Genomic DNA, 17,751 nt, shown 5'->3' with positions numbered 1-17,751 from the left:
TAGTTTATGGTGCAATACGTAATGTCTTTCGACTTAAAAAAGTTTATTTTAATTGATATTCTTCGATACTTTTTGCCATCTTTTCCATTTCGCGATCTATCTTCCAGATAAAACGTTCGTTAAGATTTTTACCTTTTAATTTCTGGATAAAGAGTAATGATTGAATATGGTCTTTCGTTACCAGTTTTGGTGGTTCTTTTATTTCTGCGGTACTGTCGCTGATTCCTTTTGCATATTCAATAAGATCAAGTCGGACATCGTCAGTAATCCAGTCGATATCAACATAATAGCTCAGAATGTCTGGGAGATTATTTTTACCAATTTTATCAACAAGATATTGGAGCCATTTCATTAAGACAACAATACTTTCAGGGTCATTAGGAATCAGTTCTAAAGGCTGCATCGGTTCATCAGATTCAACAATCTCCTGCTGTTGATTCATCATATCTTTTGTTTTGATAATTCGTCCTGAAACGCCTTTAACACCTTCAAGACGTTGTTCTTCAATAGATTTTATCCTTTCCTTTAATTCTTCGACGGTTTCAACGAGTTTCTTCATGTCTTGGACTTCTTCAGGAGATTGAACCGGTGTTTTTTGTCCGTTTCTCTTTTCAACGGTTATTGTTTGTTTATTCTTGCTATAGTTTTGGAGAATACCTTGGATCTTATTTACCAATTCATACAACTGTTCTTTTGAAATTGAAATATTGTTTTCTTTGATTTTTTTTCCAATTCGGTCAACAATTCGTGCAGGTAATAAATTTTTTTCGAGTATAGACTTTAATTCAAGATCTATATCGAACTTTTCAGGCACAGTCTTTCTTCTCCTCAAGGTTAGTTGTATTTTTATTCTTTTTAAATATTTTCCGTAAACAGTAAACGCATTACAGTTATTTTAAATTTAGTAAAAAATCATTTATCAATGAATCAATGTTTTGATCAATCATAAGTGATGAAAGAGATTCTGCTAGGATTCGATCAAGATCCTCATCGGTAAAATTACTCCATACATCTGAATCTGACGAAGAATTAATTTGAGGTTCGACGACAGAAGAGTTTGGTATTTCTTGGCTCAATTTCTTTTCATCTGTTTCTCCTTGAACAGGTATACTTTGTTTGTCGCTACTGCTTGATACCGCTTCCGTTGGTTTTAATTCAGGCTTGTTTTGTACAGCTGGTTTTACTTGAGGTTGTGGTATCTTACCATCTAAAATCATTTTATTCTTTTCGAGAACCGATTCTATTTCTCCAATTCGTGTATTTAATGTTTCAATTTCTTTAGTAAAATTTTCAAGTGCATCAAGTCGTTTTTTTGTAACTTTTGACAGGCCAACAAAAGGATTCATCTGTTCTGAGACAATTTCATAGAGGCTGACTAAGTCATCAAGATCCTTGGTAAGACTATCAATCTTTTCTGTTAATTTTCCGATATCCTCCTGGTTTTTCTTTATCTGAAAATCAAAGTCCTTAATACTTTGGAGGATATTTCGCCGCTGTTCTAAATCTTCTCGAGAACCTCCAGCAGGTGCTGCTGCAGCTTGCGGCTGAGGTATTTTTGGTATCGTTGGAATTGTTGGTGGTGCTTTTTCTTTTGTATCTGGAGTTTGAGGTTTTTGCTCTTTTTTCTGTTCTGGTTTTTTTGCTTCTTCAGCAGAGGGTGTTTTTTGATCAACTTTTATAACGGTTCGTAGCGCATCTACAGTTTGTTTTTGCTCTTGTGTTGCTTGTTCTTTTGGTTTCGGTGTTTCTGCAGGCTTTATCTCTTGTGTTCCCCCTCCGCTTGGTATCGGCTTCTCAACAGTCTCCTCTTTTCCCAGTTTTAGTTTTATTGCAACCCCTCCTCATTGTATTCACATTATTACTTGCTCTTACTAGATATAAACCGTATTCAGGTATTTATACTTTTACTTACTTTTTCCGAGTCTTTTATCCAAGAAGCGGTTTATCGAAAAAATCAAAATATATTAAAATATATTCGTTTTGTCATTGTCGAGTTAATCTATCTAGATACACTAGAACGTATTGGGTTGAGGAGATGGATAGTATCGATTCAACAAATCTAGAAAAGCATACAGCAAGAATACTTATTTTTGGTATTTCTAGAGATAAAACTATTGTTCAATTTGATCATGAATGTCAAAAAATTACGGAGTATCATCGTGGAGATATTATACGGCAAAAAACACTTGATTTTTTAGTTCCTTTGCGCTTTATCAAAAGATGGTATGAACAACTAGAAAAAATAGAAACTCAGGGATTTATTCAAGGTGTTGAACTCCCAATTAAAAAGAAGAATGGTGCTGAAATTACTATTTTATGGGATGGTTTTCCTTTAAACACAAAATCGTCAGATCCAATCTTTTGCTTCATTGGGACTATACCGGATAGTCAGGGACATTCTACACAAAGTCTCCCCTATCTCCAACATGGCAATTCGATTCTGCATGAAAATGATTGTCTACAGAATACATTCCAGGATACAATTCAAACGTCTTTTGAACTAAACGATCAGACAATTACTGCTGATGCATCCATAGACAAAAAATCACCATCAAACAGTAGAGATATATTTAATAGTAGATTTCTTGATACATATGATACTCATCAGGAAAAGGCTGATGGCACTTTAAAAAAGATGAAAGACCAGGACGCTATGGAAAAAAAGATTCGTGATTTATCAAAAAAATATTCTATTTTAAATCAAAAACTAAAAGATCTTGATAAAAAAAATAGATCCTTAGAGCGAAAGAATATTCAACTCGAACAAAATTTACAACACGTGAAAAAAAATCAGCCATCTCTCAATTCGGCAGATGTGTCAAATAATAAAATTTTCCATTTAAGAAAAAAACAACTTTCAAAACGCGCTCCCAAGAAAGGTAGATTTGATATTTTTGATCCTTTTGGGTTTAAACGAAAAAAAGAAGAGATAGCATTCGGCTTACAGCAGTTGGATCAGCAGAGACAAGAGCTGCTTAAAAAAGAATCAGATCTGCTTAGAGAACGGAAAGAAATTGATCAGAAAATCGCTGAATTTAGCAGTTGGAAAGAAAAATTAATAGAGGCTGAAGCAGAAATTGAAAAACGAAGGAATGCTTTATTTGAAGAAGAACGGCTGTTACAGCAACAATTAGAGCACCTATCTCCAGCGAATGAACCGGTCCAATCTCTACGTCAAGAAAAGAGTCAAGAGATATCTGAACCTCAAGATCTTGTTAGTGATCTTTCAGAATGTGCGGCTGTCGTCCAACGTGGCATTTTAAAACAAGTCAATGCATTGTTTACTGATTTTATTGGTTTTTCATCTGAAGAACTTCTTGAAAAAAGCCTTTTTGATTTTATTGCTCCTGAAGGATTATCTGATGTCGAACGATATTATCTTAATCGATTGAAGGGAAATGATGTTTCCAATTACTGTACGATTTTTTCAACAAAAAATAATGAAAAGAAATCTGCAGAAGTCTATCTAAAACCAGCAATTTACAAAGGTGAAAAAGCAGAGATTACAGTTATTAAACAAATTAAGAAAGAACCCAACTCTGAAAAACCAGAAAAATAATAAAAAAGAAGAAGGAAAATTGTAGCTTCTTCTCTTTTTACCACATTTGGACGATTCTTTTGCTAAATACTGCAGGTGCAGTGATTTCAAAGACACCTTTTGCACCAATCTCAGGCTTTATCGATCCAGATATCGAACCACGGGCTTCTAGTCCTGAATATGTCCAATCGTTTTGATTTGTATTCAGCACTGCACTGAGATTCACAAGAATATATACTCGGTCTCCACTGTTGATACCCTGGGTGTTTGAAATGGAGGCATCAGGATCATGTAATGCGATTGCTGCGAAGGTTGCATTGGTTGTTTTGTTCATGAGCCATATTGAATGATTTGTTGCTATCGGTGTTTCAAATACAGTTCTGTATCCTGTATTCACTGGAGAAATTAATGAGGTATTCAATGTTAGTACGGAGAGTTTGTTGTATAAAATTAGTAACTCACAGAGCTTTAAATCGATATCTTGTGATCCTGCGCGAGGTCGTATTGAGATAAGCATATAGTTAATTCGTGTTTTATTTGCATTGGTATATCCAATAACATCATCAATGACTATACCGGATGATACTTCTCTGATGGTTTGTGTACCGACGCTTTGTGCTCGTTGCTGCAAAGTTTCACTTGTTTGTATAATAACACTTGCTGCGACTGCTGCGACGAGAACCATCGCAATGAAGACGATGAGCGTACCAATACCTACATCGGCATCGGTGTGTGATTTAATATTTCTTTTTTCTTGTCGTTTTTTATTTCCCGGTTTGATGGCGACGATTGTATTAATTCGTAGACAGCCTAAGCCTTGATTTGAGTCAACTAAAATAAAACCGTCTTTGTAGTCGACATCTTCTAATATTCCGGTTACGACACTTGCTCGTTCTTCTCCAGGTTCTTTTGTGACTATTTTACAGTACTTTCCAACCAGCCTTTCCATATATTTCTTTTCCATACGTTTCACCTTCGTTTTCTTTCATTGCCCATGCTTTTTAACGGCATGGTAAATTTTAACATGTACAATGTTCTCAACTAACAATATATAAGGATTTGCCGGTTGAAGTACAAAATGTAAAAATGACAGTGTGATAGAATGTCACTGAGGTTGTTCTTTCTCTCTATAAACACTAACTGGATGACTCGATACAGCTCGATTGTTTCATCTTAGATTCATGGGATTATTTGCATAAAATAGGATATATTTGTATAACAATATTTATATATAAAACAAATTTATTTAACATCAGAATAAACGTGGAACCATGAACACTCACGGCGCTCTTGGATTAACAGCTATCCTCATTCTCGTTACAATTCTGTTCGTCGGTGCAACAGCTACCTCAGTACTACTCAATCAGTCAAACAGTGTAACAAAAGAAAACCTCACCCAAATTATTGATACGGTAGCAACGAAATATTCAACGTATCTGCAAATAGAAGGGATACTAGGTCAGTATTCAATGATAGATACTCATCGACAAATTGGGAACATTGCAATCCTCATCGAACCACTTGTAACAGCAAATATTGATCTTTCAAGCATGGTGATTACGCTAAATACTGGTGATACCGTACAAATACTTCGCTACAATGGGAATGCCAAACTACTACAAACACATCATAGTTTATTTTCCCATCCTCAATGGGAAACTCTTTCTAACAACACCTACAGCGCTCTTTCGATTCATGACCTCGATAACTCGCTTGTTGCCCATAATATATTGAATGATCATACTGATTTAACCTACCTTATTATAAAAACACCCGAAGAAATTCATATAAAAAATGGTGATCAACTCAGTATAACGTTCTTGATACCAAATGGTATTATACGAACGATAACCCTCGACATTCCCTTTTCGACAAAAAACGTTGTTTCTCTCTTGTAAGAAGAAATTTTTCCTATTATTTACCTTCTTCATCTTTTAATTTCTTTGTTTTTAGCTCAAGCCCCCGTGATTCTAGATACTTATCAATCTCAGCATAGATTTTTAATTTTTCACGTAACAGATGATCCATTTCAGCAGGAGAATGTTTTGCCGATTGAATAGAGATATTCATCGCTGCTGATTCTTTTGGGGTACCACTAGATACAACATCATGAGACGTATCTAATTTAGCATTTTCTTGTACGTCGATACTCATATTGTTTTTTTCTGTAGGATCTACACCAGTATTAACAATCTTTGATGTGCTCTCTTCAGCGGGTTTCAGATGGTTAGATAGCGCATTTAATACCGCAGTTCGCTCTTCATCAGCAAGTTTGTATTTAGTATATATCTCATCACATTTTACTAACAATGACGATACCTCTTCTTGCTTTTTTTGAAGTTCTACCTGTAATTCATTAATATTTGTAACATCGTTTAACACCATTAGCGACCCATTGATATCACCAGAACTGTCAAACAGAGGCATATTCACAATATCAATCAAGTGCATGTCACCCCGTGTATCTTCAACCGATATCGATTTAATATTAACTGGTTTTTTCTCAGTTTCTGATTGTTTTAATCCTGATCGGATTCGTTCCTTATTTAATGAATCAACTTCAAAGATCGTATGTCCCATGAGCTTCTCAGTAGGGATTCCAAGATAGTATTCCGCTTGTTTGTTCATCATAACAATTGCATGATTTCTATCGGTCATAATAACTGGTGAAGGAATCGCATTCGTAACCGTATTAAACGAATGAGCGATCCTGTTCTTTTCAGCTAAAATCTGCTCAAATTGTTGTTGCAATTCTTCGAATTTTTTCTGTGTTTGATGTCTTTCATTTTGATACCATTCGATCTGTTTTTGCAATTGCTCAATATTTTTTGTTTTTTCTTCTAGAGTTGATTTAAGTTCTTGATATTCCCGGATGGAAAGTTCATATTCGCGGTTTTTCTGTTGAAGTGATAAAAGCTCTGCTTGATGCTTTTCGATAGCTGTTTTAAACCAGTTAATCGCTGATTGATTAGCTCTCAATTCTCGAGATAACTCTTCGATTTCGATTTGTTTTTTTTCGAGTTCTTTTTCTTTCTCTTTTAAAGTTTTCTGTACTGCATCTTTCTCCCGGACTAAGTGTTTTTCTTCAAACTGTTTTTTCAAAAAATTCATATCTTTTTGATGACGTAATACTTCTTGCTTTAATCGTTGGTTCTCCTCCTTTATGTCATTTAACAAGGTTATATGTTTTTGATTTTCCATGAGCTGTTGTCTAAGTTTTGCTCCTTCGTTTTGAACATTAATGAGCATGGTTTCAAGGTCTATTTTTTCTTTGTTAAGTTGTGTCAGTTCTTGGTTTTTTCTTTCAAGATTTTTTTCAAGTGATGTTATATGCGCAAGTTGAGCATCAAAGTTGTTTTTTATTGTTTGCAACTCCTGTTCAACAAAAGACAGCCTGGTTCTACTTTCATCAAGATCTTTTGTCTTTGTACTGAGTTCTTTTTCAAGATGCTTTACTGTACCCTTCAGCAGATCGCACTCTTTTTGTACTTTTTGGCACTCTGAATTTGCTTGCTGTAACTTTGTTTGTAATTCGATTACTTCATTTGTTTTTTCTGTGATCCTGTTTTCTTGGACATTTAATTGTTCTTGGATATGATCAAAAAGGCTACTTTTCTGAGTTAAGACCAACTGTCTCTCCGTCAATTGATCTTTCAATACTTCAATAATCTTATTTCGCTCAGCTAATTCGTTTTGGAGTTTTTCTTCGGCTGTTGTAATTTGTTGTATTTCAGCCTGTAATCGGCTAATCTCATTTTGTTTTTTATTTAATTCTTCTTGTTGCAGTAGCAAAGAATTTTTCATGGCATCTTCTTGAGTCTTTTTTTCATTCAACAGGGTAATTTCTCTATTTTTATTTTCAATCTCTCGATTCAGTAGACATATTTCTTTTTCTTTTTCTTTTAATTTTGATTCTAGTTGGTTTAGTTGATTATTTTTTTCTACAATGCTTTGATTAAATTGATCTCTGTTTTGCTCAAGGAATATTTTAAGCTCCTGAAGCTGTTCTTGTTTTTGTTGTAATTCTTTTTCTTTAAATAGAATGGTGTGTTGTAATTCTTCAACTTTCAGTTGTGTTTTGTTTAAAAGCCATCGCGTTTCTTCAAGTTCTGATGTTTTCCAGTCACAATCTTTTTCCTTTTTTAACACATCTTCTAAAAGATGCTTGTTTTCCTGTTCTTTTTTCAATAGTCTTTCTGCTTGATTTCTCATTTGTTCAAGGATTTGATTTTTCTCCATTGTGATTACTTGTAGTTGTTTTTGAAGTGATTCAAACTCATTACTTAGGTGTGTATATTCTTTATTTTTTTCTTCTAGCTGCTGTTCTGTCGAAAACAGCTTATCTTTCATTTGAATAATATCGTTATTTTTTTCTTGTAATTCTTTTGTAATCTTTTCAAATTCAGATTCAATTTTTTTAAACGTCGTTTCTTTTGATTCAAGCATTGATCGTAATTTTTGAATTTCTGAATCTTTATATTCGTTAGATTTCTTTTGATTTTGAATAATGGAGAGTAAATTTTCAATCTTGTTTTGTTTTTCAACGATATCTTTATTTTTTTGTTCAAGTATGGTATTTGTAGCCCTCAGTTCTTCATCAGCTATCGTGAGTTTTTTCGATAGTTCTTCATTTCGAATAAGTAACTCTTTGTATTCTTTTTCTTTTCGTCGTATATCTGCTTGTGCATTGATCAGCCATGTTTTATCTTGCAGTAGCATTATTGATCCGATGGCGGTTCCTTGGGCATCGATAATCGGGATGTTTGAGATATCAGTTAAATAGCGTGCTCCCTGTTTTGTTTCTATACTTACAGATTGGATTGTACTCGGTTTTTTCTGTTCTTTAACTAGCTTAAACATTTCGGAAACTCGTTCTTGTATGCCGAGACCGATGGAATTGATTTGTTGTCCATACATTTCAGATTTGGACAATCCAAAGAATTCCTCTGCATTTTTATTTACATTTAAAATTTTATTGTTTTTGTCTAAGGTGATTATCGGATAGGTACAGGAGTCCTGCATCCCGATAAATAAACTGTTAATTTGTTCTTTTTCTCGTTCTAATTGTTGAATCATTGCTTTTTGTCTTTCGTAGGTAACCTGTAATTCTTGAAGTTCTGCGTTTTTTATCGTTAAGTTTTTTTCCTGTTCAGATACTTTAGTTTGAAGAAGGTTAATTTTCGCTTCTTTTTCTGTAATCCGTGTTTGATTTTTCATAAATTCGTTTTGCATCTGTTCAATTATTTCGTTTCGTATTCTGAGGTCGTGCTCAAGTGTTTCACTAGTATCCTTTAGATGCTCTAGTTCTTTTTGTATGCTGTTTTTTTCATGTAAAACGTTCTCAAGTTGTATCAGCACATCTCGTTGCTCATTTCGGGCAGTTTCAAGTTCTTGTTTTTTCTCTTGAAGATTTTTATTTGTCATTTCAAGTATTGTCTGATTTTTTGCCAGTTCATTTTTCAGTTGTACTACTTCACACTCAGTTGCTGTTAATTGTTTTCTTACTATTTCGAGTTCTTGCTGCGTTTGTTGAATTGTGTTTTGCAATTCTGTCATCTCATTTTGTTTTTCAATGATTTGACTATTGAGCATATTTTTTTCTTCAGAAAGTACTTTGATAGATTTGTCTTTTTCTTCGACATCCTGTTTTAACTGAGTACTGAGGAGTTGTAATTGTTTCAATTCTTCTGTAAATTGTTGTATTGCTTGTTTTGTTGCATCAGTCTCACTTCTCAATTGTTCATTTTCGTTTTTCATCTGACATACTACTACCTGCTGTTTTTCAATTTCTATTTCTTTTGATTGCAATAGTAATTCCTTTTGCGCTAGTTCACTTTTTAATTCAATTATCTGATCATTTCTTTGGGCCAATTCTTTTTTAAGATTATCTAACGCTGTTGATACAAAAACAAGTTCTGTTTCTTTCTGTTGTACTACATATTTATGCTGATCACATATCTTTTGTAATTCTGTGATACTGTTTTCTTTTTCTTTGAGTTTTTGCTCAATCTCTTTTGCTGATTGTTCAATTGCTTCTTTTTCTGCCATACTTTTAGATAAATTTTCTTTTATCGCTGTAATTTCATTTTGTAAGAAAACACATTTGTTTTGCAGATTAGCAAGATCATGCTCTTTGTTACTCAGTGCGTTTTTTGTTTCTAATAAATCACGGTTCTTATGGTCCAACTCTTGATTGAGAAGAGAGATTGCCTCGTCTTTCTGTTGTATCTCAGTATATAACGTACTCACTATGTTTTGTTTTTGATCAAGACTCTGCATGCTTTCTTTTAATCTTTCTTCGGTTGTTTTTAATTCTTTCTCAATACAGGACACTTTTTTCAAAAGAGTGTGATTATCATTCTTCAATGCTGTGATCTCCTCTTGTTTCAACTGTATTTCAGATTGTAAAGCCACCTTATCTGTTACATCGTCAATAACTATCATTGTTCCCTGTATCACTCCATGCGGATCTTGAATCGGCATGTTGATAATATCGGTTAAGATATTCTTGCCATTGCCAGTTGCTAAAAAGATAGATTTTTCAACTACCATTTTTTTATCTTTTATCGAATGATGTAAACCAGTTTGAATCCGTGGATCAGACATAAAGGAGAGCGAAAAAACTGTTTTCTCCCGAGAATTTTCATTTGATAAATTCAGTAATTTTGATGCGGATTCATTCCACGATACGATTCTATTTTCAGAATCCAAAATCAAAAGAGCAGATGTCATAACATTTTTTAATGCAGATAGCTGGTTATGCATCAGATTTAATTCTGAAGACAAACTATTGATATGTGAATCTTTTGTTACCAATTGCTCCTCAAGAATTTTTTGTTGCAATTCTGTTTTATGTAGTTTTTCTCCAAGTTCGTTTACATTTCTCTTTTTTTCTTCTAGTTCTTCATAGATACTATTTATTTTTTCTGAAGAGATCTGTATCTTTTGTTGCAACTGCTCAATCGTGTTTGATTGTAGTATAATTTTTGTTTGTTGTTCTGAAAGTTGACCGTCTAGATTACCAATGATGTCATTTCTTATTTTCAGTTCATTCTGGAGATGTATTATTTCATTTTGCATTTGTTCAAGAGTTGCTGTTCTTATCTGTAAGTCGCTTTCTTTTAGTTTTAAATCTTCAGTAAGTTGTTGAAGGTTGAGTTGTGTTGAGTTTAATAACTCTTGAGTATCCAATGACTCTTTTTTTAATTGCGCGATTTCTTTTATTTTGTTTTCAACATCTGTTTTTAAAAAGTGGATCTCCTGATCCTTTTCGTTAACTTCCCACAGTTTCTCATTGATTAATTTTTTAGTATCGTCTAAATCTCTTTGAATTTTCTGATTTTCTTCGAGAAGTTGATGTATTTGGTCATTTTTCTTCGTCAAAGTCGTTTGTTGTTCTGAAAGTTGTTTTTCAAGATTTTCAATGATATTATCTTTTGTAACTATCTCTGTTTCTAACTGCCTTAAATCAGTTTGTATTTGACAGATCACTGCATCTTTATGAGTAATAGCTGTTTTTTGATCGATTATTTGTTTTTGTAGTTCATCTACTGCATCATTTTTTATTTTTAGGTCTGATTTTAATAATTCAAGGAGATGATTTTTTTCTTCTAGTTCTGCTTTATTTTTTTCAAATATGATACGTAATGTTTCAAGTTCCTTCCGTGTTTCTTTTAATTCTTTTCTTTTTGGGTCATTTTTTTCTTGTGCAAGTTCTCTTTGTACGTTTTCAAGTTCAAATTTTGTTTGATCAAGTTCTTTTTGTTTTTCTTCAATACAGTTATTGCTGTTTATCAGTTCATCTCTTGTATTTTTGAGTTCATTTTGAACTGAAATAAGGGTTGATTCTTGACTATCTAATAGTGTTTGTAAGCGGTTTATCTCTATCTTCTGAAGTTCTACCTGAGATCTTTCAAAATTCAGTTGATGATTAACTGTTTCAAAATCTTTCTGTTTATTTTTTAATTCTCGTGATATTTGGTCTAATTCGATTTTCAAGCCAATGATTTCGTTATCCTTATTTTTAAGTATTTCTTCTTGATGGAGAGCGAATTGTTCCATATTTTGAATTTTAGTATGCAAAGCAGTTATTTCTTTTGATTGATGTTCTAAGGTATGTTTATTTTTTTGTACTTCATCTATTAGTTTCACAGTATTTTCTTCTTTTCTTCTTAATTCTTCAGTAAGTTGTAGTAATGATTGTTGTTTTTCCTCGAGTTCTTTTGTACGCATCTCTAATATATTTTGAGTTTTCATAAGCTCGGTTCTTGTTTCTTCGAGCTCAAATCCTGTTGTTTCAAGCGTTCGCCGTTCGCTTTCAAGATCCTGTTGTACTTGGGAAATTTGTGAACATGAAAGAGCAAGTTGTTGTTTTTTCTGTTCTAACTCTTGTTTTGCTTGAGATAATTCTTTTTTGTTTACTTCTATATCTGTTGTTAGTTGTTGAATTGTACGTTCTTGTTCTTCAAATAAAGTATTTTGGCGGAGGATATATTTGTTTTTATTTTCTAATTTCAATTTTAATTCTTCACATTCCTGGTCTTTTTTAAGCAATAACTCTTGAATTTTTTGTAATTCTTGCTCCCGGGATTTTACTTCTTCGTTTGTCTGATTAAAAATAGTCTGCATTTGGGATATTTGATTTTCTAGATTTTTTGAGGTTTTAGTTAATTGTACAATTTCTTGTTTTAATCGATTATTTTCGTCAGTTGTTTCGTGAAGTTGATTTTGTAGCAAGATACATTGTTGTTGTATCTGTTGTAATTCGGTATGTATCTCTACATTCTTTTTTTGGTTTTTTTCCTGCTCTTGTTTGAGCATTTGTAATTCGGTATTTTTGGTACATAGTTCTTTTTCTTTTTCTTTTATCTTCGCATTTAATTCTTCACAATCCTGCTTTGTCAGTTCAATGATCTTATTTGCTTCTTCTAAATTTCTTTTTAAATTAGAGATTTCTTTCTCTTGATCTTCGATAAGATCACTTTGATAAATAGTATATCTGTCTCTGTTTTCAAGCTTTGAAATAATTTCGTTGATCTCTTGTTCTTTTTCTTTGAGCTCGTTGTGTTTCTGGATAATCTCTTCGTTTTTGGTTTTTAGTTCATCTTCTTTAGTTTTTAATGATTGATAACTTCTATTTACTTCAGATTGTAATTGAAGTTTTTCTTGTTCTTGTTTTTGGCAGATTTCTTGTATCTGACGAATTTCATTATTTTTTTCGTTGAGCATCTGTTGTAATCTGAGTAATTCTTCGTTTAAACGTTGTATTTCATTGTTTCGCATTGTACTTTCTGTTTCTCTGGTGTTTACTTCTTGTTGAAGTTTCTCAATGAGTTTTGTATTTTCTATAAGTTTTTGTTCATAATTTTCTAATTGCTTTTTAAAATCTTCAATAATCTCGTTTCTTTCAGTTACTTCATCGGAGAGTACTTTGAGTTTTTCTTGTGTTTTATCTGCTAACTGTTGTAATTGCTCAACTTCTTGTTTTTTCTGTCGTAGTTCTTGTTCTTGCTTGATTGCCTCTTGTTGTATTTTTTCATAGGAATTAAATAATTTTTGAAATTCTTCTTCTTTTACTGAGAAACGTCTCATGTACTTATCAATATCGTTTTTTAATCGAGTAATCTCATAGTTTTTTTCTTCGAGTTCAGTTTCTTTCTGTTGAAGATTTTTTTGTATTTCTTCGATTTGCCTGTTTTTGTTTTCAATTTTTTGATCTCTGCTTGTTACTTCGAGTTGTAATTGTCGAATTTCATGGTTTTTTTCTTCTAATTCAAGCTTACTTATTCTTAATTGTTCAGTCATCTTTGATACATCCCGTTCTTGGTTATTTAATTCAATAATCTTTTCTTTTAAATCTGATTTTAATCTCATGATTTCTTCATTCTCTCTCCTGAGGATATGTTCATCTGATTTATGAGTAAACATACTGTTTTGAATGTTCTTTTCCTCAGTAATACCTGTATTTTTAAAAACGTCTATTCCTTTCCTGTTGACAACGATGTTGATTTCTCCTTCATTTTTACCATTTTTCATATATGGTTGGGCATTTATCTCTAAATCAAGAAGATCTCCTTTCTTTGTTTTAACATGAAGCATAAATGACGGTTTTTCTTTACCAACTAAACGGGAAACATTTCGAAACATCATCTGTTGTCGTGATTCTTCAGTCAGAAAATTCGTATTTTCAATGTTACAGCCGAGGATATCTTCTTGAGAATAACCAATGAGATAGCAGAAAGCTTCATTTGTTGCTACGATTACACCCTTTTTATTGAGAATGAAACCAGGAGTTCTATCATCAAGAAAAAAGATATTTTCTGAAGCACTCTGGTTATGAATCGATTGTTTTTCCCCTCGTATGAAATCCTCTGACATGATGTAGCCTCACCCAGGTTGACATACAACCTACTGTTAGAGTTCTTAAAGCATATAATGACTAGCCTAATATTAATGTTTTTTTATTTTTAATAAAACCTCCTCGCCAAAAGGAAAAATTAGACGTTATTCTTTTGTAAGAGTTTTTCTACCGCTAATTTTAATTCATCGTATTCCGCAAGTAGCTCATCATAGTTATTTTTTAGCTCATGATACTTATTTTCAAAACCATCATCAAGTTTTGCATTCAACATATTTTTAAGATTTTTGTATTCCTCTTCAAGTTCATCATATAACACTTTTATTTTTTCATATTTCTCTTTATACTTGTTATCTTCAGAAGAAAATATCTCTTGTTGAATCTGCGTTTTGTATCGCTGTTCGGTGCTGGGTTCATTTTTTTGTTTTTGTACAATTCGAGATTGAATAGTTTTTCCAAGCATACCAAATGAGGTCTTTTCGAGACGATTGAACAGCTCTTTACATTTTTTTATGTTTACATCTATAACATTAACCTTTCGGCGATGTTCTAGAACTATTTCTGAAAATGTCCTTCGGTCAATGTCTTTAATCAGGCGTTTTTCGGTTAAATCCATAAGATCTTCTTTTAATTTTAACCGCTCTTTTTCAAGAGCTTTCAATCTGTTTTCTAACAACTCCCGAAGTGCTATGGATTCTTGCATATAGTTTGCAATCACATCATCATGTTTAACAAAAATATTGTAGAGTTCTTCGTCGGAGATCGTTTGATCCTTTAATAGCCATGCAAGTTCAGGAGAAATACGATCTTTAAACTCAAGTTTTTCTATAGTTTTTAATCCTTTGGTATACCAACTCGGGACAAAAATAAGGCCATTTTTATCTTCGTCGAATTGGTCAAGGGGAAAACTGAGAATTGCATCAGATTTACTGTCCTTAATTTTATATCCAATTATCTTATTGTCGGAATCCTTGATTGTATCAAATACAACTCCAAGTTGTTCACCGGTATCTTCAAGGAACACCGGTTTTCCTTTTGCGTCCTTCTGTAGGAGGGCATTCCGTTTTTGAACTTGGTTCCAATCTTTTGATTGTTTTGATAAATCATGATCAGCAAGAGTATCTTCAAGAAAAATATCTGGTTCTTGAACGGTATTAACTTCCTGTTTACCTGGTTGACTGTTTTTATGGGGATAAAGATTAGTTTGCTGATGAATATTCATAATTAACTGATCTGTTTGAGGTGTCTCTTGAGATTGGTTGTGTTGGATCTTGTCTTTCTTTTGTTTATGACCAAAACCAATACGTTTTTTCTTTTTTATTTTATCACTAGGTTGCTCTTGAAGAATTTGTGAGGTATCACCACGTATCTGGGTATCTTTTTTATTTTTTTTAAACAACCCCATTTAGTGCATCTCCCTCTCCATCACAGGTCGCAGCTCCCTTCTAGTATAAGTAATGGATCTTTTTGTTCTTTAACATTTCGGATTTGATAAGTCATATACCATGTAACAAGAGATAAAGGAATCAAAAAGAAAGCGAGAACTAAGAGATAAATGCCGATTGCTCCAAGACCAAGTGCTGTTGATTCAAGTAGTGTTCGATCACTGGTCATAAGATTGTACTGTGTTTTCACAATAATATAAATACAGCCAAAAATCAACGCAAAACTTGATGTTAAGATAATTTTTGCTCTCGTTCTGCAATGGATAAAATATGCACAAAGTCCAGCTGCAATCGATGCCACAACCATTGCTAATAATTCGCTAGTTAACAATAATAAAAAAGGTACTAAAATGGTTGATGCAAGAATCAATGGTTTTACATCAAGGTGTACTATATTTGTTCGTAAAATCCATCCAACATGCTGATTGAAGGTTACTTTCGTTTTATGTTTTACTGTCGATATTCTCTGAATAACTCTTCTGTTGATTAAGAATTTCGATACTCGTCTCCATGATATGTCAATTTCGAAAATTCTATATTTCATACTTATGTATGCTGACGTGACAATTAAGGTTATTGTGCAGACGGTGAGGATACCTGCTGCGAGAACATCAAGAATGAGTACAGTAGATTGACCATCATGATGTAAACATTCTCTAATAAATTCATCAGGAAAAATAAACCAGATTGGAGATGAATATAGTTTAATTTCCCCAAGAAATGAACCGTTCTGAGTTCCATTCGGTATTGTTGCCGTAATGCCAAGATTTCTTATTTCTCCAGGATCGATAGTAAATAGTGTTCGGTTTACAAAATCTTTCAGTTCACCGGAACCAAATACGATACCCTTCACAGGCATTATCCCAGGGTTGATCACAGGTAAATATCGCATTGGTCCTGTTTTTCCCGAGGGTATAGATCCAAGTTCAAACCCACTCTTTTCAGGGAATTCACCAACACCAACTGTTGCAGGTGTTGAGTCAAAAGCAAAAAAATGAACTAATACTAATAATAACACAAAGATGGTTAAAAAGAATGAAAATAAGTTTTTGATGTTGAGCGGTTGTGTTTCAAAAATATTGAGTCTGATTTTTTCTTTATATGTTTTTGCTCGGTCAGGTAATATAAACAGGGATATTACAAGTAAGACGACCGATATGGTTAAAGGAGTGAAAACGCCAACATACGTCAGGGTCCCTTTTGCTGCAGATGGTTGTGATAAAGCATTAAATCCTTGGGTAATAAGGATTCCAATATACCCAACAAACGGTATTTTCAATGGTTGCGATCCAACTGATAAAACTTTTCCGATAAATCGTTTTTCTTGGATGTATGGTTCAGGGATATGTGGTCCAGATTGATCGGTATATTCGTTTGCATCTCCTTTGGTTTCTAGCGCTGGTCGACCCCACATAGTTTTTATTCCAACAACACGGTGAACAACCAGCTTTTCATCAGGCCAGCTTAACCAACTTTTAAAAACGATGACATCTCCTATTTTGACATCATCGATGTTTGTTGGTGTCCACGCGACGAGATCCCCTTCGAAAAGTGAAGGACTCATAGAATTTGAAGTAATAATTGCTAACGGAAATGGTGTTCCTGAGATAACAGATAATGAACGTGATGCAATGATAATAAGAATTGATAGAAAAAGAAGATTTCCAATTAACAATTTTATTGTTAATTGCTGTTTTATCGTTTTCCCCTCCTCACGTTTTTAATAAATAAACTGAACACTCATCTGTATATTATTTTGCATCCATCCTTACTAATCATGAATAGAACTAGAATTATTTATACATTATGTTCCTTTTTCCTGTATCTTGGGAAAGAGAATTTATAAAAAGAAATACTTAAGATGTATTGAACTATCACATTGTTTTATGTTACGTCTTTTGTGTTTGCTTGGAAGTGAATCCAGATCAATCCAGTGTGTGCTCCTCCTGTTGGAGAAAACGGAACATCAATTGATACTTGAACCCAGACAAAATCAGTAGTACCATTTATTGCATCATTATTATACTTGGTAAAACGAACTTGGTTATTATTCCATGGAGTAGTACCTTTATTTCCATTGATGTCTGTTGGATTTGCATTACCTGGACCAAGAACCCATGCTGCAGATGCAGTCGGTGCTTTACTCACAGTTTTATCCCACATAAAAACACTTCCTGAATCCTGCTCAACAGTTTTTGTTCGATTCTTATGCAACCATATCTGAAGACATGCATCACCAGTTGATGTTGATACATTAATCCGTGTTATATTAACTCTAAATAATTCTTCATTGACAATCGCAAACGCAGCAGTATATGTTTTGTTATACCCTGCGCTAAAATTACCACCAAAATGCAGTTTCAGTGCAGCGTTGGTCCCATTGCTTCCTGCAAGACGCAATACCGTAATAT

Annotated in this window: 9 protein-coding genes; 2 read left to right on the top strand and 7 right to left on the bottom strand. The window is 33.2% G+C overall.

Annotated features, from left to right (window positions below; all coding sequences use genetic code 11):
* Positions 1-43: 43 nt before the first annotated feature.
* Positions 44-814 (bottom strand): FlaD/FlaE family flagellar protein, encoded by a 771-nt coding sequence (locus QXL17_03635; protein MEM4258228.1) that lies wholly within the window; start codon positions 812-814, stop codon positions 44-46.
* Between the two features lie 76 nt (positions 815-890).
* The gene (locus tag QXL17_03630) at positions 891-1,472 is read right to left on the bottom strand and encodes a flagella accessory protein C (protein MEM4258227.1); all 582 of its coding nucleotides are present in this window, start codon (positions 1,470-1,472) and stop codon (positions 891-893) included.
* 563 nt (positions 1,473-2,035) lie between these two features.
* On the opposite strand from QXL17_03630, the gene QXL17_03625 reads away from it, so the two are divergent.
* Positions 2,036-3,559: a PAS domain S-box protein gene (locus QXL17_03625; protein MEM4258226.1), complete on the top strand. Its 1,524-nt coding sequence runs from the start codon at positions 2,036-2,038 to the stop codon at positions 3,557-3,559.
* 37 nt (positions 3,560-3,596) lie between these two features.
* On the opposite strand, the gene QXL17_03620 is transcribed toward QXL17_03625, so the two are convergent.
* Positions 3,597-4,502 carry an archaellin/type IV pilin N-terminal domain-containing protein gene (locus QXL17_03620; protein MEM4258225.1) on the bottom strand — a complete coding sequence of 302 codons (906 nt, stop codon included), beginning with the start codon at positions 4,500-4,502 and terminating at the stop codon, positions 3,597-3,599.
* A 307-nt stretch (positions 4,503-4,809) separates the two neighbouring features.
* Here QXL17_03620 and QXL17_03615 point away from each other — a divergent pair, with 307 nt between their 5' ends.
* A complete protein-coding gene (locus QXL17_03615) occupies positions 4,810-5,436 on the top strand; it encodes a hypothetical protein (GenBank protein ID MEM4258224.1) in 627 nt (208 codons plus the stop codon).
* A 16-nt stretch (positions 5,437-5,452) separates the two neighbouring features.
* Here QXL17_03615 and QXL17_03610 read toward each other — a convergent pair whose 3' ends face one another.
* The 4 genes from QXL17_03610 to QXL17_03595 form a co-directional block, all read right to left on the bottom strand.
* Positions 5,453-13,915, bottom strand: a complete 8,463-nt coding sequence (locus QXL17_03610; protein MEM4258223.1) for a PAS domain S-box protein — start codon at positions 13,913-13,915, stop codon at positions 5,453-5,455.
* Positions 13,916-14,034: 119 nt separating this feature from the next.
* Positions 14,035-15,300, bottom strand: a complete 1,266-nt coding sequence (locus tag QXL17_03605; protein ID MEM4258222.1) for a hypothetical protein — start codon at positions 15,298-15,300, stop codon at positions 14,035-14,037.
* A 20-nt stretch (positions 15,301-15,320) separates the two neighbouring features.
* Positions 15,321-17,015, bottom strand: coding sequence for a signal peptidase I (locus QXL17_03600; protein MEM4258221.1), 1,695 nt, complete (start codon positions 17,013-17,015; stop codon positions 15,321-15,323).
* A 209-nt stretch (positions 17,016-17,224) separates the two neighbouring features.
* Positions 17,225-17,751, bottom strand: a 527-nt coding sequence (locus QXL17_03595; protein ID MEM4258220.1) for a hypothetical protein, incomplete at its 5' end; no start/stop codon positions are given.

This window comes from Candidatus Thermoplasmatota archaeon (assembly GCA_038884455.1).
Taxonomy (GTDB): domain Archaea; phylum Thermoplasmatota; class E2; order DHVEG-1; family DHVEG-1; genus JAWABU01.
The sequence above is the reverse complement of the archived record's forward strand: the minus strand, read 5'-3'. Positions and strand labels throughout refer to the sequence as shown.